The sequence below is a fragment of the Burkholderia sp. WP42 genome, assembly GCF_000745665.1.
GTDB lineage: Bacteria > Pseudomonadota > Gammaproteobacteria > Burkholderiales > Burkholderiaceae > Burkholderia > Burkholderia vietnamiensis.
The window spans coordinates 33,636-51,371 of sequence record NZ_JQJT01000017.1; the positions used below are offsets into that span (position 1 = coordinate 33,636).

General features: G+C 67.3%; 13 protein-coding genes. 5 read left to right on the plus strand and 8 right to left on the minus strand.

Going from position 1 to position 17,736, the window contains the following annotated elements; translation table 11 throughout:
- The first annotated feature begins 60 nt into the window (after nt 1–60).
- From EX20_RS10315 to EX20_RS10325, 3 genes are all read left to right on the plus strand, one after another.
- Nucleotides 61–1,485 (plus strand): DUF6418 domain-containing protein, encoded by a 1,425-nt coding sequence (locus EX20_RS10315; RefSeq protein WP_011882057.1) that lies wholly within the window; start codon nt 61–63, stop codon nt 1,483–1,485.
- A gap of 220 nt (nt 1,486–1,705) precedes the next feature.
- On the plus strand, nt 1,706–2,851 hold the full coding sequence (locus EX20_RS10320) for an acyltransferase family protein (RefSeq protein WP_034193473.1): 1,146 nt from the start codon (nt 1,706–1,708) through the stop codon (nt 2,849–2,851).
- A 96-nt stretch (nt 2,852–2,947) separates the two neighbouring features.
- Nucleotides 2,948–4,180 carry a right-handed parallel beta-helix repeat-containing protein gene (locus EX20_RS10325; RefSeq protein ID WP_034193474.1) on the plus strand — a complete coding sequence of 411 codons (1,233 nt, stop codon included), beginning with the start codon at nt 2,948–2,950 and terminating at the stop codon, nt 4,178–4,180.
- A 91-nt stretch (nt 4,181–4,271) separates the two neighbouring features.
- Here the strand turns inward: EX20_RS10325 and EX20_RS10330 are convergent, their stop codons facing one another.
- Both EX20_RS10330 and EX20_RS10335 read right to left on the minus strand, forming a co-directional pair.
- On the minus strand, nt 4,272–5,792 hold the full coding sequence (locus EX20_RS10330; RefSeq protein ID WP_011882060.1) for a mannose-1-phosphate guanylyltransferase/mannose-6-phosphate isomerase: 1,521 nt from the start codon (nt 5,790–5,792) through the stop codon (nt 4,272–4,274).
- Nucleotides 5,789–6,373, minus strand: coding sequence for a GNAT family protein (locus tag EX20_RS10335; RefSeq protein WP_034193475.1), 585 nt, complete (start codon nt 6,371–6,373; stop codon nt 5,789–5,791). Before EX20_RS10335 ends, EX20_RS10330 begins: the two co-directional genes overlap by 4 nt.
- Nucleotides 6,374–6,651: 278 nt before the next feature.
- Here EX20_RS10335 and EX20_RS10340 point away from each other — a divergent pair, with 278 nt between their 5' ends.
- Both EX20_RS10340 and EX20_RS10345 read left to right on the plus strand, forming a co-directional pair.
- Entirely contained in the window at nt 6,652–7,884 is a 1,233-nt protein-coding gene (locus tag EX20_RS10340; RefSeq protein WP_034193476.1) for a glycosyltransferase family 4 protein, read from the plus strand.
- A gap of 689 nt (nt 7,885–8,573) precedes the next feature.
- Nucleotides 8,574–9,965, plus strand: coding sequence for a sigma-54 dependent transcriptional regulator (locus EX20_RS10345; RefSeq protein ID WP_011882064.1), 1,392 nt, complete (start codon nt 8,574–8,576; stop codon nt 9,963–9,965).
- A 45-nt stretch (nt 9,966–10,010) separates the two neighbouring features.
- On the opposite strand, the gene EX20_RS10350 is transcribed toward EX20_RS10345, so the two are convergent.
- The 6 genes from EX20_RS10350 to EX20_RS10375 form a co-directional block, all read right to left on the minus strand.
- Nucleotides 10,011–12,467 carry a glycosyl hydrolase 2 galactose-binding domain-containing protein gene (locus EX20_RS10350; protein WP_374702166.1) on the minus strand — a complete coding sequence of 819 codons (2,457 nt, stop codon included), beginning with the start codon at nt 12,465–12,467 and terminating at the stop codon, nt 10,011–10,013.
- Nucleotides 12,468–12,481: 14 nt separating this feature from the next.
- Complete coding sequence (locus EX20_RS10355; RefSeq protein WP_034193550.1) at nt 12,482–13,537, minus strand: DUF1839 family protein; 1,056 nt, start codon at nt 13,535–13,537, stop codon at nt 12,482–12,484.
- Nucleotides 13,534–14,514, minus strand: coding sequence for an amino acid--[acyl-carrier-protein] ligase (locus EX20_RS10360; protein ID WP_011882067.1), 981 nt, complete (start codon nt 14,512–14,514; stop codon nt 13,534–13,536). Before EX20_RS10360 ends, EX20_RS10355 begins: the two co-directional genes overlap by 4 nt.
- Entirely contained in the window at nt 14,511–15,707 is a 1,197-nt protein-coding gene (locus tag EX20_RS10365) for an acyl-CoA dehydrogenase family protein (protein ID WP_014725002.1), read from the minus strand. The genes EX20_RS10360 and EX20_RS10365 overlap by 4 nt, the downstream gene beginning before the upstream one ends.
- Nucleotides 15,704–15,955 carry an acyl carrier protein gene (locus EX20_RS10370; RefSeq protein ID WP_011882069.1) on the minus strand — a complete coding sequence of 84 codons (252 nt, stop codon included), beginning with the start codon at nt 15,953–15,955 and terminating at the stop codon, nt 15,704–15,706. The genes EX20_RS10365 and EX20_RS10370 overlap by 4 nt, the downstream gene beginning before the upstream one ends.
- Before the next feature lie 168 nt (nt 15,956–16,123).
- Nucleotides 16,124–16,864, minus strand: a complete 741-nt coding sequence (locus EX20_RS10375; protein WP_011882070.1) for a Crp/Fnr family transcriptional regulator — start codon at nt 16,862–16,864, stop codon at nt 16,124–16,126.
- Nucleotides 16,865–17,736: the final 872 nt, after the last annotated feature.

The window sequence follows — 17,736 nt, forward strand, 5'->3', positions numbered from 1 at the left end:
GCGGCGCCGACGGTCGAACGCAACTTCGGGTTGCAGCAGCATGAATCAGCATGAGCCAGCATGAATAGAACCACGGGAACGATGGGCGGCGGCCGCGGCGTCGCTTCTGCGAGCGGCGTGATGTTGCTGACGCTGTTCGCGCTCGCGCTGCTGTTCAATGCGGCGATGCCGGCGCTCGGCCTGAAAGAATCGAGCGCGCTGTGCACGCTGCTGTTGGCGACGGCGGCGCTGGTCGGCCTGGTCAGGTCGCGGCCGGTGTTCGCGGTGTCGATGCTGTACGTGCTCGCGATCGGCATGACCGCGTTCCTCGCCGGCGTGGGGCTGGAGAACGGCGGCTATCTGACGGAAACGGACGTGATCGGCGACGCGACCGGCGCGTTCAGCCGGCTGCTGTCGTTCTATGTGATTTTCGTGGTCTGTGCGCTCGTTGCGTTCGACCGGTTCCTGGACGAGCGTCCGGTGCGCGTACCGATCAAGGCGCGGATCACGTTGCAGCCGCACAGCATCGCGATCGGATTCGTGCTCGCGGCGACGATCATCGCGATCGGCGTGCTCGCTGGGCTGACGTCCGGGTTCTCGCTGTTTTCCGGCATCAACCGCTATGCGCTGCGCAACGACTCGTCGAACGGGACGATGTTCAACCTGTTCCTGAACAACCAGTCGTTCATGGGCTTCCTGCTGGGCACGATCGCGACCAGCCCCGACAAGCGCATCCGGGCGGCCGCGATCCTGACGATGGCGGTCGATCTCGCGCTCAACGTGATGCACGGCGAGCAGTTCATGGCCGTGCTGCACATCGGGCTGTGCTCGCTCGCGCCGTTCATCGCGATCCATGCGATGAACGGCAAGCCGGTCGTGCGTTATCTGGGCATCGGCGCGGGCCTCGCGCTGTTGCTCGGCGCCGTGTCGATCATCTACTCGTATCGCGGTCAAGGGCTGGAAGTGGCCGACATGCTGTCGTCGCGCTTCCTGCTGCAAGGGCAGCCGTGGTACGTGGTCGACAACGACGCCCATATGTTCACCGCGCCACGGCTCGGCGGCACCGATGCGTTCTGGCGTTTCGTGAGTTCGCTGCGCTCGTGGACCATGCCGACCTTCTTCGACGAATCCGAGCCGAGCGGCTTGCGCGATCTGATGATGTCGTACACCGAGCCGAGCGTGCTGCGCGCGTACATGTTCGACGACGTCACGTTCACGATGGGGAACATGGCCGTGCCCGTGTACTGGTTCGGCTATGCGGGCGGCGCGCTGTTCGTCGCGATGACGGGGCTGGTGTATGGCGCGCTCGGCGCGCTGCAGATCCTCGTCGCGATGCGCGGCGGCGTCGTGATGCTGTGGCTCATCGCCAAGGTGTTCTCCTATGCGACGTTCGCCGTTCAGCAGGGCGAGTACTGGATGATGTTCGGCTCGCGCACGGCGTTTTACGCATTGCTCGCGCTGATCTGGTGGTATTGCGTCGACGCGAGACACGCGCACGCCAGGTGAAGCACGGCGGGCGATGCCGGACGTCGCCGCCGCGCTCGTGTCGTCGTCGTCGCCACGCGGCGTGGCGCGACGAAGTTTTCGAAGCACGCTCGGCCATGGCGCGCAGGTGATCCGCCTGCGAACGGGGCGGGCGATTCCGTCTGCGTTGTCGGTGATCGGCGCCGGATGTTCCGATTCCCGTACGGGCAGCCCCGTGTGTTGAGCCGTCACCATTCCAGTCATGTCAACAGCGAAAAATCCGGAGCGATTTCAGCATATCGACGCGATGCGCGCGATTGCGGTGATCCTCGTCATATGGACGCATTACGCGGAGCGGTTCGTCGAGCTGGCCGGCTCGCAGCAGGCGCTCGACGCGCTGCAGCGGTCGGTGAACTTCGGCCGGATCGGCGTCGTGATCTTCTTCGCGATCAGCGGCATGCTGATTCCGACCAGCCTGCACGGCGACCTCGGCCCGGGCACGAAGCGGTTCGTCATTCGGCGCTTCTTCCGGCTGTATCCCGCGTATTGGCTCGCATTGCCGGCCGGCTACTTCGTTCACTGGGTGCTGTTCGACAAGACCATGGACGCGCACGGGATGCTGGCGAACGTGACGATGATCCCGGCTGCGTTCGGCGCGAGCCTGATCCTGCCGCATGGCTGGACGCTCGAGACCGAGCTGTATTTCTATGTCGTGTGCCTGCTTCTGTTCTGGTGCGGCTGGCTGCATCGGATGCTGCATTTGTGTGTCGTCACGGTCGCGCTGTGTGCGCTGTTCGCGTCGACGGTCGCGCTGCACGTGTTCCCGGCGGAGATGCTCAGTCAGTACAAGACGATGCCGTATCACCTCGGCATCATGTTCTGGGGCGCCTGTTTCCGCCAGGCCTATGACGCTCCGTCGAAACTGCTGCGTCTGCGGCTGGCCGCAAGCGGGCCGTTGTCCCGGCTGTCGATGACGTACCGGGCGGCGCTCGCGTACGTGACGATAACGGTGGTCGGCGTCGCGCTCGCGGGCGCGATCGACGACTGGCGGCATCACAACGCGTTTCATCTGCCGATCTCGCTCGCATACATGATCGGCATCGCGGCGTTCGCGATGCTGGCGACTGTGCTCAAACTGCGCAACCGTCCGCTCGCGTGGATCGGCAAGATCAGTTACTCGGTCTATCTGTTGCACAGCCTTCCGCTGTTTGCGGCGTTCTGGTTGTGCCAGCGCTTTCATCTGGTCGGATGGCCGCTCGGCGTTTACATGATCGTGCCGATGCTGCCGTTGATCCCGTTGTCGTGGGCCGGTTACCTGCTGTGCGAAGCGCCGTTCGTGAAGCTCGCGCATGCACTCACGTCGCGGCGCGCGAGCGGTGTGCTCGCGACCGGCGAAGCGAATGGCTGAGCGGATCGAATGGCGGATTCGTCGAGGCGTCGGTTGAGCGGCGCTCGATCGTCTCGCCGACCGCCACGCGCGGCCGATACGGAGAAACGTTTCGATATGCGCAGACCGGGATGCTTGTCTCGCGTGCTGGCCGGCATGACGCTGGCCGGCGCGCTCGGTGCACCGGCGCACGCGGACGATGTGTCGCGCGCGCCGGCACGCAGCGCGCGTCCCGCCGACAGCGCCAACGTTTACGTTCGTCCCGCGCCGAATGCGACCGACCAGGCGGACGAGCTGCAACGCGCGCTGGACGCGCTGCGGCCCGGTCAGCGATTGACGTTCGTGCCGGGGCGTTATGTCGTCGGCCGTTCGCTCGTCGTGCGGCAGCCGCACGTCCTGGTATCGGGTTACGGCGCGACGCTGAGCGCAACCGATGCCGCCGATCAGACGATCGAGCTGCGCGGCGACGGCACGACGCTCGCCGGCTTCCGCCTGAGCGGAACGGGCGCGACGCGCCTCGATACACCGGCGTCGACCAAGGTCGAAGTCACCGGGCGCGACGTGCAGGTGCTCGACAACGTGATCGACGGCGGCGCCAGCGCGGGCATCTTCGTGTTCGGCGGCGCGGACGTCGCGATCGTCGACAATCGCGTACTGTCCACGCTCGCGGACGGCATCCACATCACGCACGGCGCGCGCAACGTGCTGGTCCGGCACAACGTCGTGCGCGACACCGGCGACGACATGATCGCCGTGGTCAGCTACGTTGCCGACGGCGCGTTGAGCCGCAACGTGCTCATCACCGGCAACGTGCTCGAAGGCAATGCATGGGGCCGCGGGATCACGGTGGTCGGCGGCGCCGACGTGACGATCTCGGACAACGTCGTGCACGACGTGCAGGTGAGCGCCGGCATCCTCGTCGCGCAGGAGGACAGTTACCACACCTATGGCGCGTCCAACGTCCGCATCGAGCGCAACGTGATCGCATCCATCCAGACCGCGAGCGGGCGCAGCGATCCGCGGCCGCTCACGCAGCAGGCGGCGATCGACGTCAGCACGTGGTCGGGCACGGTGACGCGCGTGGCCGTGATCGGCAACCGCGTGTCGCATGCGCGGTTCGACGGCATTCGGCTGTGGGGCAACGTGTCGGGTGTTCAGCTTGCCGACAACCGCTTGTCGGAGATCGGCGGGATGCCGGTGCGGGTCGGTCCGGGACGCGATTGCACGGCCGCCGACGCGACGGCCGCGCCGTGTGCGGGCGCACTGCGATCACGAGCGATCGCGCCTGACGTGGTTGGCGCGAACGTCGCGCTGCTGCCGCATGTGCGCACAGTCGCGAAGCGCGAATGACGGCGGCAAGCACGGGTCGAGCGCCAGCGCGTAAGCAGCGTTAGCGGCGTTCGACCGCGCGCCGCTCACGGCGCGCGGTATCGCCGCCGCGCTATGCCTGCTCCGCAGGCAGCGCGTCGACCGGCCGGCCGTACTGATCGTCGAACCGCACGATATCGTCCTCGCCGAGATAGTCGCCCGATTGCACCTCGATGATCTCGAGCGGAATCCTGCCGGGATTCTCCAGGCGATGCACTTCGCCGACCGCGATGTACGTCGATTCGTTCTCGCTGAGCAGAAACGTCTCGCTGCCGCGCGTGACGCGTGCGGTGCCGCGCACGACGATCCAGTGTTCGGCGCGGTGATAGTGCATCTGCAGCGACAGCCGCTTGCCCGGCTCGACGACGATCCGCTTCACCTGGAACCGCTCGCCGAGGTCGATCGAATCGTAGTGCCCCCACGGCCGCTGCACCTTGCGATGCTCGATCGCCTGCGGCCGCCGGTCGTTCTTCAGCCGCGCGACGATGTTCTTCACGCGCTGCACGTCGTGCTTGTTCGCGACCAGCACGGCGTCGGGCGTTTCGATCACGACCACGTCCCTCATGCCGACGCACGCGACGAGCCGCCCTTCGGAGCGCACGAAACTGTCCTGCGTGTCCTCGAACACGATCGGGCCGCGCGCGACGTTGCCGTGATCGTCCTTCGGCATGATTTCCCAGATCGCGTCCCAGGTGCCGACGTCCGACCAGCCGGCCGCGAGCGGCACGACGATCCCTTCGATGCCGAGCTCGCCGTGTTCGGGCAAGCGCTCCATGACCGCATAGTCGATCGAATCGGACGGGCATGCGTCGAACGCGGCCGCATCGATCCGGAAGAACGGATCTTCGGCGATACCCGCGCGCCATGCCGCCTCGCAAGACGCATGAATCGCGGGCGCGAGCGCGCGGATCGCCTTCAACCAGACCGACGCGCGCGTGACGAAGATCCCGCTGTTCCACCAGTAATCGCCCGATTGCAGATAGCGCTCGGCGAGCGCCTCGTCGGGCTTCTCGACGAAACGCCCGATCGAATAGCCGCCCTGGCTACCGTGGCAGCCGTTGCGCGGCGCGCCGACCTGGATGTAGCCGTAGCCCGTTTCCGCGCGGCGCGGCAACACGCCGAGCGTTACGATCGCGCCTTCCTCTGCGTAACGCGCCGCGCGTGCGATCGCGTCCTGGAACGCGCCGACGTCGACGATCACGTGATCGGCCGGCATCACCGCGAGCACCGGATCGTCCGCGAACGCGCTCGCGTCGAGCGCGGCGAGCGTGAGCGCGGGCGCCGTGTTGCGCGGCGCCGGCTCGAGCAGGATGCGCGCCGGCGCGGCACGGTCGGTCACCTGCGCGGCGCTGAGCGTCCGATGCTGTTCGCTACAGACGAGCAGCAGCGTGTCGTCGAGCGACGCGTTCGCGATGCCGTTCAGACGACGCGCGGTCGCCGACAGCGGCGATTCGTTCGACGTCAGCTCGATCAGCTGCTTCGGAAACTGCTCGCGCGACAGCGGCCAGAGGCGCGTGCCGGAGCCGCCGGCGAGGATCACGGGAAGGATGCGCGGCAGCGCGGGATCGGGGACTTGGCGAAGGGTGCGGATCATCGGTTGGCTCCGGAATCGGCGGCCAGTCGGCCATGAGCGCGGCCGTCGGCGCGCGCCTCTTCGTTGCGGTCGCGCTGTACCGACACCGCGCGAGACAGCAGCTGACGCAGCGCGCCGGCAGCGCGTTGCGCCGGGCGGATCATGCCGATGAACGGCGCGCCCTGATGGAGAAACGGACCGTAAGCCTTGCGGAATCCGAACTGCTTGTAGAACGCCTGCCGCGCGGCGGGCACGTGCGTGCGCAGCGCGGCATCGGGCCACGCGGCGTGCGCGGCGGTCAGCGCGCGTTCGAGCAGATGCTCGAGCGTATCGTCGTCGCGACACGCCTCGCTCGTCAGCACCTTGTCGATCACGACGTCGGGATCGATGTCGTCGCCGGGCAGGATGCGCGCGTAGGCCGCGACTTCGGCCGCGTCGCCGTGGCGCTGCGTCGCGTAGACGTGCAGTGCGCCGGCGTCCTTGCCGTCGATGTCCAGATGCGTATGCGCATCCTCGACCACCAGCACGGCGTTGCGCGCGCGCAGGATTGCGTAGAGATCGACGGCGCTCAGATGTTCGAATTCACAACAATGCCATTCCATGATGCGGTCCTCGCGTGAAGCATTCAACACGCAGTGCCGCACGGGCCGTGCGGCGCGTGCGGTGCGGCAACGTCGATGATCCGGATGCGCCGTATGCCGGTCTGTTCGAAAGCGTACTGACGCTACGTATACGTGCAGGAGCGCGCAGCGCGAACGGCGCAGTGTGCGGCAGCACACATCGGCCGCGCTGCTCCCTTCGGATAATTGCTGCAGACGGCCGGCGCACGAACCGTGTGGCCGGCTCATGGCGAACGTGAAGGAAGAACCAGGGGCCGCACTTGAAGATAGCGATCGTTCACGACTGGCTGGTGTCGCCCGGCGGCGCCGAGCGCGTGCTGGCACATATGATCGACTGCTTTCCGCAGGCCGACCTCTATAGCCTCGTCGACTTCCTCGACGATCGCGAGTGCCTGCGCGGCCGCGCGGTACGCACGTCGTTCATCCAGAAGCTGCCGTTCGCGCGCACGCGCTATCGCAGCTATCTGCCGTTGTTTCCGCTGGCGATCGAACAGTTCGACCTGTCTGACTACGACGTCGTGCTGTCGAGCTCGTATGCGGTCGCGAAGGGCGTGCTGAGCGGCCCCGACCAGTTCCATGCGAGCTACGTGCATTCGCCGGTGCGCTACGCGTGGGATCTGCAGCATCAGTATCTGAACGAAGCCGGCCTCGCGCACGGCGCGAAGTCGGCGCTCGCGCGCGCGTTGCTGCACTACATCCGCAACTGGGATGCGCGCTCGGCGAACGGCGTCGATCGCGTGGCCGCGAATTCGCGCTTCATCGCGCGGCGCATCCGCAAGACCTATCGGCGTGACGCGACGGTGATCTATCCACCGGTCGACGTCGAGCATCTCGCGTTGCGCACCGACAAGGAGGCGTTCTACCTGACCGCGTCGCGGCTGGTGCCGTACAAGCGGATCGACCTGATCGTCGAGGCGTTTTCGCGGACGCCGGAGCGGCGTCTCGTGGTGATCGGCGACGGGCCGGAGATGGCGAAGATCCGCGCACTGGCCGGCCCGAACGTCACGCTGCTCGGCTATCAGCCGTTCGACGTGCTGCACGACCACCTGCAGCGCGCGCGCGCCTTCGTGTTCGCGGCCGAAGAGGATTTCGGCATCTCGCCGGTCGAGGCGCAGGCCTGCGGCACGCCCGTGATCGCATACGGCAAGGGCGGCGTGCGCGAGTCGGTGCGCGCGTGGCCGGGCGCGGGCGCTACCGGCCTGTTCTTTCGCACGCAGTCGGTCGACGCGCTGCTCGACGCGCTCGCGCGCTTCGAGGCGCTGCCGCGCGGCTCGATCAGCCCGCACGCATGTCGCGCGAATGCGGAACTGTTCGGCGCGGCGCGCTTCCGGCGCGAGCTGACGCGCTTCGTGCTGGACGGCCATGCCGCGTTGCTGGACGAGATGGCCGGCGCTCCCGGCCTTGCCGATCTGGCCCAGCACGACGACGTGGCGGTCGACGGCCTCGCGCGCGACGGGCAGGCCGGGCGGCCCGCGGCGCTGGGGAGGGTCTGAGCGGCCGGGCGGCGGAGGCGATACGACGTGTAACAGTCGTGCGCGCTGCGCGCCGCCTGGCCTCGAAGCGGCGGCCCGGCCACGCTGGCAATTATGTGACGTGAGGGCGATGGTGGCGGTCGTTCTTGGGTATTTCGACAAAAATCGCGGATAATCCGCGGCGCGTAGGTTGCGAAAATGTGGTATTCGCCACTAAACCTCTCGATTGTTCATGGATAATCAAAACTGGTGATCGAAAGTCGGCTGGAGGCGGCGTGCCGGCGCGGTTACCGCCGGATTCAGCATTATCTTTTGGTAACACGACCGTCCGGCGACCGGGTGTAAATTCGGGGCGGATGCAACGAGGCGGCCAGTCCGGGAGCGATATGGCGGCCGGCGGTTCGGTATCGAGCACGGCTGTCGTGTACGACTCGACGCGACTGCAAGCGGAAATTCCGTTTACCGGCGTGCCCATTGGTAATGGCGCGTCGCATGTAAGCCGGGACGTCGTGGCTTCGCGGCCGCACGTTCCTCTTCAAGTTCGATGAAAACGAGGCCGGATGACATTCGGCTCGACCTCCGGGGGTTCTCGCCGTGTGCAGTTTCGATCTTCGCCAAGGCTGCGGCAACGCAGCGCGGACCGGTGGCTATGCGCCGCCGCCCGGAGCGCACGCGAACGATTCGCGGAGAGGAGAAAGTGATGGTGCGCTATGAATATCCCAATAACGCGCGATAAAAGTGCCGGCGAAGGGAGGGCCAACGGGCAGCGTCCGCTGATCTACTGGACCCAGTCGCCGTCCGTCATGCTTCGCAAGGAACTGACGCGGCGCAACTGGAAGGTCACGGTAGTCGCGAACGCGAGCCAGTTGCGCGACACCTCCGGCGAAATCACCTGCGGCATCCTCGACCTGAGCGGCGGCCATGCCGACGCGATCGGCAGCATCGCGTCCACCTGTGCGTCGATGCGCGGCGTCGTGTGGGTCGCGCTCGTCGAGACCGGCCAGACGGCGTCGGCGAACGTGCGCGCGCTGTTGCGCGACTATTGCTTCGACTACATCACGTTGCCCGCGTCGCACCAAAGGATCGCGGATACCGTCGGCCATGCGTACGGCATGGAATGTCTGTTCGCGCGCGATCGTGAGCGGCTCGAATCGCAGGAAAACGGGATCGTCGGCACCTGCAGCGCGATGCTGAGGCTGTTCGACACGGTGCGGCGCTTCGCGCGCACCGACGCACCGGTGTTCGTGTTCGGCGAGACCGGCACCGGCAAGGAGCTGACGGCGGTCGCGATCCATCGTCATTCGGAACGCCGCAACGGCCCGTTCGTCGCGGTCAATTGCGGCGCGATTCCGCCGCACCTGTTGCAGTCGGAGCTGTTCGGCTATGAGCGCGGCGCGTTTACCGGCGCGAACGCGCGCAAGGTCGGCTACGTCGAAGCTGCGAACGGCGGCACGCTGCTGCTCGACGAAATCGGCGACCTGCCGCACGAGAGCCAGGCCAGCCTGCTGCGATTCCTGCAGGAGCGCTCGATTCATCGGCTCGGCGGCAGCGATCCGGTGCCGGTCGACGTCCGCATCGTGTCCGCGACGCACGTCGACCTGCGCGAAGCGATGGAGGAAGGGCGGTTCCGCGCGGATCTGTTTCATCGCCTCTGCGTGATGCGGATCGACCAGCCGCCGCTGCGCGCGCGCGGCAAGGACATCGAGCTGCTCGCGCATCACATGCTCGAGCGCTTTCGCAGCGACGCGCGCCATCGCGTGCGCGGCTTCTCGAGCGATGCGATCACCGCGCTCTACAAGCATGACTGGCCCGGCAACGTCCGCGAGCTGATCAACCGCGTGAGACGCGCGGTCGTGATGACGGAAGGACGTTTGATCACCGCGCACGATCTCGAGCTCGAATATTGCCTCGATGCGGCATCGCCGTCCGTGGCCGACATCCGCAAGTCGATCGAGCGCGAAGCGATCGAAACCGCGCTGCTGCGCACGCGCGGGCGCGTCGCCGCGTCCGCGCGGGAGCTCGGCGTGTCGCGCGCGACGCTGTATCGCTGGATGGAAGCGTACGGCATCGAGCGGCCGCGCGGCACGGGCTCGTCCGACTGACGCGCGACGGCCGCCGCTGCAGCGGGCGGTTCATTTCTCTCGGCGTCAAACGGCCAACGCTGCGCGTACCGTTCGCGCGGCGTTGACCGCGCGAATGTCGACGCTCGGCGGCGCGTCGTCGATGCGCGGCGTGCCGATAGGTTGCGGGATCAGCGCGACGCGCGCGGTCGCGCCGGGCGCGAGATGGAACCAGTCGTCGAGCGGCATGAAGCCCGGTGCATCGATCTGCACGTGACGCGCGACGTGGCGCGTGTCGATGTCGACGTGCCACGCGTCGCCGGCGCGCGACACGCGCGCTTCGATGCCCGGATCGCGTCGCGCGAACACGGCCGGATGCGTGCGCGACGGAAAGTGGAACGCCTGCGACAGCAGCGCGCCGTCGTCGCCGCGCAGCGACGCGACGACGGTGTCGTGCTCGCACGGTCCGAAGCGATACGCGTAGGTCCAGTCGAAGAAGCGCCCGAGCAATTCGGCCGAGCCGAGCCGCACCGCATCGTGCGCGGCGAGTCGAACCTGCCCGCCGCAGCGCGCGACCGGCGTGCGGCCGTCGCGCAACGCCACCAGCTCGACGCTCGCCGTCAGCGGCGCCGGGCGTTCGTTGATCACGTGCACGTCGAGGCCGTTCAGTCCTTCGTCGACCACGACGATCTGCACCGGCTGCAGCACCTGGCGCAGTGCGTACCATCCCGATTTCGGCAGATGCGCGGCATCGAGCAAGCCCCATCCGGCGCCCGGCATCACGTCCTGGAACTGCCACACGAGCGCGCCCGCGCAGCGCGAGCCGCTGCGTCGCCACTCGGAGAACGTCTCGCGCATCACGTCGGCGATCACCGCGCGCGACAGTTCGAAGTAGCGCGCCGGGTCTTCGCGCCGCAGGCGCTCGGGCGCCACGTCGTACAGCGTGCGCAGATAGTGGTCGCGGACGTCGTCGAAGTCCCACGACGCGCCGGGATCGCGCGGGACGGCCGCCTTCCATCGCGGTTCGTGCGGATGCGGCCGGCCGATGCGCTCCAGCGTCGCATCGCACGGCACGTTCGCGAAGGCGAGGCATTCGCTCGCGAACCGCACGTCGGCGCGCCGCGCATCGTCGAGCGGCCGCAGGTACGCGCCGACGCCGTAGTAGTGCGACACGCGCTCGCGCGGCACGAACGGCAGCACGCCGCCGTCGGGCGAATCGGAGACGTACGGTACGTCGGGCCGCCATGCCGCGGCGCGGGCGGCGAGACGCTCGGCCGTCAATTCGACGGCGCGTTGTTTCGGGCCGAGCCCCGACATCGCCGCCTGTTGCGCGATCTCGCTGCCGCCGCACAGCACCGCAAGCGACGGCGATGCGCGGCGCCGCGCGAGGAACTGGTCGGCTTCTGCGTCGACGGCGTCGGCGAACGCGCGATCGTCGAGCGCGTAGTCGAAGTTCGCGAACATGAAGTCCTGCCAGACCATCAGCCCGAGCCGGTCGCACCAGGCGTGGAAGGCGTCGGCTTCGTAGGTCATCGTGCCGCCGACCCGAATCATGTTGAAGCCCGCGTCGCGCGCGAGGCCGAGCAGGCGCGCGTAGGTCGCATCGTCCGCATGCAGCGCGAGCGGCGCCGCGCTGCTCCAGCATGCGCCGCGCGCGAACACGGGCGTGCCGTTCACGCGCAGCCCGAAGCCGTTGCCGTCGTCGCCCGCGTGCTGCTCGATCGTGCGAAACCCGGTTGCACCGAGCACGATGCGCTCGGCGCCGACATGCAGCGCGATGTCGTACAGCACCGGTTCGCCGTGCGTGTGCGGCCACCAGAGCCGCACGTTCGGCACGGCGACGGTCGCAAGCAGCCGGTCGGCGCCGGCGCGTTCGAGCGTCGCGTGGTGCTCGCCGCAGGACAGCCTGGCCGCGAACGCGTCGGGCAGCGGTGCGGCGAACGTGAGCTCGGCGTCGAGCCAGCCGGTGTCGCCGTCGACGCGCGCATGCAGGTCGCAATGCGCGGGCACGGTGCCCTCGGCCGGGTCGAGCACGTCGACGGGCCGCCACGGACCGGTCGGCACGTGATGCGGAAACCAGCCGGGCATGTGTCCGAGCAGCGACGTGCGTACCGTGCGCAGCGTCGCCGGCTCCGCGAGCCGCGTGCGCCAGCGTGCGCGCCGCGCCGCGCGTGCGGTGCGCAGGTGCGGCGCGAGCGCGCGAAAACAGACGAACAACGTGTGCTGGCCGGCGAGCGTCACGCGCACGTCGTGCATGACGAACATGCTGTCCGAGTGGAGGATCGGCGTGTCGTCGAGCCACGCTTGCGCGAGCGTCGCGAGACCGTGAAAGCGCAGCAGGCGCGCGCCGTGCCCGCGCAGCTCGACCCGATACCAGTGGTCGCGCTCGTCGAGCGACGCGGCCTCGTCGAGACGGCCCGCGACGGCGAGCGCCTGCGCGACGGTGCCCGGCACCGGCGCCGCGATCCACCCGGCGCCGGCCGGAAGATCGGACGGCGCGGGCGCCGCGCCTGCCGGCGTCGCGAGCATCGACCACGCCGGCATTGCCGACGCGCGCGTCACCGCGTCGCCGGCACGGCGGCCGCTTCGCAGCGAACGGGCGCCAGGTGCCGCAGCGGCGGGCTGATCTGCTGCGCGCATGCGATCAGGTCGGTATAGGCCGCTTCGATCGCGTCGAGCGGCGCATCGCCGCGCTCCTCCTTGCCGCGCGAGCAGGCACGCGCAAGCCGGAATTCGAGCACCATCGACTCCGCCGCGATGCGCTCGCACGCCGCGCGTATGTCGGCGAACGGGCCGATGCAGCCGCTCGCCTGCAGCCAGCGCGCGTAATGACCGAACAGCTCGAAGTTCGCGCCGAGCTGCCGCACCGAATTGAACGAGTACCCGTGGAAGCGCTCGAGCGGCGACGCGGCGAGCGACTTCGCATCGGCCTGCAACTGGCGGCGGAACGCCGCCACCGGATTGACCAGCGGCAGGCGCCGCAGATGCCGCTGCAAGGCGGCGAGCGACACGTCGCACAGCACGCGCTCGTCGAGCGGCGCGAAACGCCGCTTCGCGCACTCGACGTACGGCGGCAACGGCATCGGCGAGCTGCCGCCGACGAGCCCGTCGTAGTCGATCTCCTCGGCCACGTAATAGCCGCTGTTGTGGAAGTAGCCGAGCTGGCGGCGCGCGCGGTCGATCGCGTCGATGCCGATCGTCGTCTTCGTATGCTGCGTGCGATAGGCGCTGCCGTGCGTATCGGGCAGGAACCACGCGTCGACCTCGACGATCATCAGATGGCCGCGCGCGACCTGCGTCTCGATGTGCTGGGCGAGCGGCTCGTAGATCGAGTGTTCCTGCACGACGATGCCGTACAGTCGTTCCAGCTCGTCGTGCGGAAACTTGAAGAACGTGAACTGGTCGCCCTCGAAGTCCATCGCGATCGTAAACGGCAGCGCCGCGTACGGATTGAGCCCCCACCAGCGCAGCACCTCGAGCCACATGTCGACGTAGCAGTTGGTCTGCTTCCAGACCATCTCCTGACTGTGCAGCGGGTGCGGCCGGTAGTGGCGCGCGCGATGACGCACGTCGTCGAACGACGCGTCCTCGCCGTCGCGTGACACGAAGCTCATCGCGTGCCCCACAGCGCGTCGCGCACGTCGGCCGGCCACGCGTCGAGGTCGAAGCCGTGATGGCGGAACAGCGCGAGCGTGAGGCGCTCGAGGCCGAAGCCGACGCAGCCCGTGTGCGCGACGTCGCCGCTCGCGGTGCGGATGTCCCACAGCAGCCCGAAGTGGTCCATGTGGTAATTGAAGCTCAGGCAGGCGGTCTGACGGCCGTCGTGCTCGATCGGGATCAGCAGCTCGAACTTGAGGTTCTGCTCGCGCTGGCTGTCGGCGACGATCTTGCCGCCGCGTCCGAAGAACGGGTCGTTCGCGAGATCGATTTCGTTCGGCAGGCGCAGCGCGTCGATCATCCGCGTACCGCGCTCCATCCAGGTGCGGCGGAACGCGACGATCTGCTCGGGCGTGCCGATTCGCACGTACTCGCGCATCCGGAACAACTGCATGCGGGTCGGGTCGAGCGACGGTTCGTGGCGGAAGCAGTACGAGAACACGTCGACGATGCGTCCGTCGTCGGGCAGCGCCCCGGCGCGCGCGACGACCGGATAGACGGGATAGCAGGCGGCCGGCGTCATCACGACGTAGGTCGGCTTCTGGCTTTCGGTCCAGTCTTCGCCGCGATCGAGGCATTGCAGCACGCGCTGGTGCCGCTGTTCGTCGCCGCAGAACGCGTGAACGCTGCCCGCGAGTTGCGGGAAGCTCTTCATGTATTCGCTGCGCTCGAACTCGGTGCGGCTCATCGCCGGCGGGAAGCGCAGGACCTCCGCATGCTGGTCGGCGCCGAGGCGCGTGACGAATGCGTCGAGCGCTTCGACGACGCGCTCGAACCGCTCGCTGCGGCCGAACAGGCCCTGGATGCCGGTCGACACCAGCAGGCCGGCGTCCACCAGTTCGTCGCGCAGCGGGTTCACGCCGGCGCGGTCGAGCGGCGCGTCGGCGGGCGCGGCGGCGGAGCCGGCCGAAGTCACGGAGAGGCGATCGTTCACGAGAGTTTCTCCAGCGTCGACGGACGCAAGGCGAGCAGCAGGTTCGAAGTGTTGGCGGCGATGCGGTCGTTGCTGATCATCAGCGGCGCGGCCTGCAGGTCGCGCAGATGGCGGCCGACGCTGTACGGTGTGCCGTTCTTGTAGCCGGCCATCCCGCAGATCATCATGGCCTGCTGCACGACTTCGAGCGCGGCCGTCGATACGTAAGTCTTCAGCGTGTTGACCTCGGCGGCCCACGCCATGCCGGCCGACCACGAACGCGCCGACGCGCAGCCGTAGAGGCGCAGCACGCTGTCGACGCGCGCCTGCATCGCCTGCATCAGGTCCAGCGATTCGGCGATCCGTCGTGCCGCGGGCGACGGCGCTCCGTCGGACTGACGCGCCTGCGCGCGGAAGAACTGATGCGCGCGCTGGAACGCGTCGCCGGCCACGCCGATCCACACGGCGGCCCACAGGATGTGCGACACCGGCACCATCGTCTGTTCGGCGATCTGCGCGAACGGCACCGGCGCGCATTGGACCGTCGCGCCTTGCGCCTCCAGCACGAAGCCGTTGCTGCAGGTGCCGCGCAAGCCGAGCGTGTCCCATTCGTTGCGGCGCGTGAGCGTATAGCCGTCGCGCAGCAGCGTCACGAGCACCTGTTCGGACGCCGGTGCGTCGGCGTCGCGGCGTGCGGTCGCGAGGATGCCGTCCGCGTAGTCGCCGTACGAGATCGCCGGCGCCGCTTTGCGCAGCCTGAACTCGCCGCCGTTCGTCTCGAGCGCGCACTGGCTCGTGCGCAGGTTGCCGCCGACGCCGTCTTCGGACGTCGCCGATGCAAGCAGCCATTGATGGCGCACGAGCTGCTGCAGGAACAGCCGATGCCATCCCTGGTCGGCCGCGTGATCGACGATGCAGGCAACCTGGATCTGGTGCATCGCGAACACCATCGCCGACGACGCACAGGCGCGGCCGAGAATCGAGCAGGCCGATGCGACGTCGGCGAGCGATGCGCCGGCGCCGCCCAGATGGGTCGGCACCATCGCGCCGAGCAGGCGGCGGGCGCGCATCGCCTCGATGGCCTCGACGGGACAACGGGCGTCGCGATCGACCGCATCCGCGTGTTGCGCGGCGACCTGCGCGACGGCGAGGGCGGCCTCGTCGAGCCGATACGCTTCGTCGGGGGGCGCGAGTTCGGGAAGGAGCGCGCTCATGCGGAATGCTCGGAGCGTTGGAGGCTGGCGACCGCGTCCGCGAGCGCGTCGACGCTGCGGAACAGGTTGCGGTTCAGCATCTCGTCGGGGATCTCGACGTTGAAGTGCTTCTCGATCGCGAGCATCAGCTGGATCGTGTCGAGCGACGAGAGGCCCGCGTCGTAAAGATCGTCCCCGTCGCCGATCGAATCGATCGCGGCTTCGAGATTGGCGACGTGCTTCAGGATGGTTCTGATTTCGTTTTTCACGTGCTGCTCCGGCGTGCGTGGTGTCGTCCGCTCGGGCGAACGCGCGCAGCGCGCTGACATCCCCCCGGCAGTCCGGCATCAGTAGACCATCCGCATGCACGACGTTCTGTTCGCCACCCTACAGTCGGCTGAACGCGATCGACCGGGCGCGCCGAAATGCCGAATCGGTCAAGCGCGCGCGGCGGTCGTCACGCCCGAGTCGGCCGACAGGATCCGGTTGATCTCGTCGCGCACGATCGCGCGGCAGCCGCACGACATCTTCTCGAGGCCGCCGAGATTCGCGAGCACGATCGAGCTTCGATACTGGCGGATCAGGCCGAGCTTCTGGACTTCGCCCGCCGCGTCGGTGACCGTCTCGCGCCGCACGCCGAGCATCTGCGCGAGCATGCTGTGGGTCACTTGGATCTCGATGCTGCGCGAGCGGTCGTACGCGAGCAGGAACCATCTGCACAACTGGTGCTTGAGCACATGGTGGCGGCTGCAGAACGTGATCTGCGACACCTGCGCCATCAGCAGCCGCACGCACACGAACACCAGATGGCGAATCACCGGGGACGCGTCGAACGCGCGCGCGAACACGCGCCGGTCGAGCCGATAGACGAAGCCGTCGCGGCATGCGACCGCGCGGCACGGCATGCTGCCGCTGCCGCCGATCACGTCGTCGCACACGATGCTCTCGCTGCCGATCTCGGCCACTTCCAGCGTCATGCCGCCCGACGATACGTACTGCAACGAAACGGCCGTCGTGACGGGTAGATAGACGGCGCTCAGCATTTCGCCGGGTTCGCACAGCACCTGACCGGATCTCAGGTGAACCAGCTGCAGGTGAGCGACCAGCGCCGCGCGTTCGTCGCGGTCGAGCGCCGCGATGAACCGGTTCGCGTCGAAGCTGTGGGAGAGCTCGATCATGCCGCTCGGGGCGGCGACGGCGTCATTGGCCTGAAGAGTCACGGCGCATCCTCATAGGGTGGGCAATCGACTTCGTGCCGTGTATCCGCGCGGATTCGGCACGAACGTTCGATTTTTGTTCGTCGGAATTGGAATGTCTATGGCTAAAAAAGCTAGCACGCAATTGAATTCCCTCAATTGCGTATTACGTCACTTCACAAAGTTTGACGCTTCGGACGTCGGTAAGGAACTGTCATATGGAGCCCAAGATTTGGTTATCCATAATTTGCCCGTCGCGCACGAATTGGGATGCTCGCTCCGGAATGAAGTACCGATCGTGAATCAATTGAGCGTCGCTTCGCATGCTACAGGAAAAAATATAAAAGGCGTTGAACATTGTTTGACAATTGAGATATTGACTTGAAGTTCAACAATAGAATCAATGTGTTGCGATATGTATGTGCGCTAGGTTACAAGCCCGTAAATCAAGCGATCGAATCAATTTTGAGACAGTTTCAAACGACCTTTCGAGTCGCGTGATGGCCGCCTGCGGGTCGCCCGGACATCATGGAATCAAATGAAAACGCGTCGTAAGTATTTGACCGGCAAGCCGTCGCGGAAGCGCGTCGGCCACCCGGCCGCGCGCGGCGCTTATTGATCAGTCGAATCACCTGCCGCGTCCGCGACGCGTGGGGGTGTCCGGAAATGAGACATTTTTTGAAGTTTCAGCGCGATTAATCCGTCGTTCTAATGCGGTCGTCATTCATATATTAAGGATGGACGGGTATTGGCACGTAAATCGCTTATTCGAGCGGGCGTGTCGAAACGGGATTGCCGATTTCCGGAGGCGGTGGAAAGCCGAGGGTCGATCGGAGCGAGGGTTGTGGGCCTCA

What these genes read in the sequence shown, in the direction of transcription:
- EX20_RS10320 (WP_034193473.1), top strand. Translation starts at nt 1,706, where the DNA reads ATGTCAACAGCGAAAAATCCGGAGCGATTTCAGCATATCGACGCGATG.
- EX20_RS10315 (WP_011882057.1), top strand. Translation starts at nt 61, where the DNA reads ATGAATAGAACCACGGGAACGATGGGCGGCGGCCGCGGCGTCGCTTCT.
- EX20_RS10350 (WP_374702166.1), bottom strand. Translation starts at nt 12,467, where the DNA reads ATGCCGGCGTGGTCGATGCTCGCGACGCCGGCAGGCGCGGCGCCCGCG.
- EX20_RS10375 (WP_011882070.1), bottom strand. Translation starts at nt 16,864, where the DNA reads ATGATCGAGCTCTCCCACAGCTTCGACGCGAACCGGTTCATCGCGGCG.
- EX20_RS10325 (WP_034193474.1), top strand. Translation starts at nt 2,948, where the DNA reads ATGCGCAGACCGGGATGCTTGTCTCGCGTGCTGGCCGGCATGACGCTG.
- EX20_RS10365 (WP_014725002.1), bottom strand. Translation starts at nt 15,707, where the DNA reads ATGAGCGCGCTCCTTCCCGAACTCGCGCCCCCCGACGAAGCGTATCGG.
- EX20_RS10345 (WP_011882064.1), top strand. Translation starts at nt 8,574, where the DNA reads ATGAATATCCCAATAACGCGCGATAAAAGTGCCGGCGAAGGGAGGGCC.
- EX20_RS10335 (WP_034193475.1), bottom strand. Translation starts at nt 6,373, where the DNA reads ATGGAATGGCATTGTTGTGAATTCGAACATCTGAGCGCCGTCGATCTC.
- EX20_RS10355 (WP_034193550.1), bottom strand. Translation starts at nt 13,537, where the DNA reads ATGAGCTTCGTGTCACGCGACGGCGAGGACGCGTCGTTCGACGACGTG.
- EX20_RS10330 (WP_011882060.1), bottom strand. Translation starts at nt 5,792, where the DNA reads ATGATCCGCACCCTTCGCCAAGTCCCCGATCCCGCGCTGCCGCGCATC.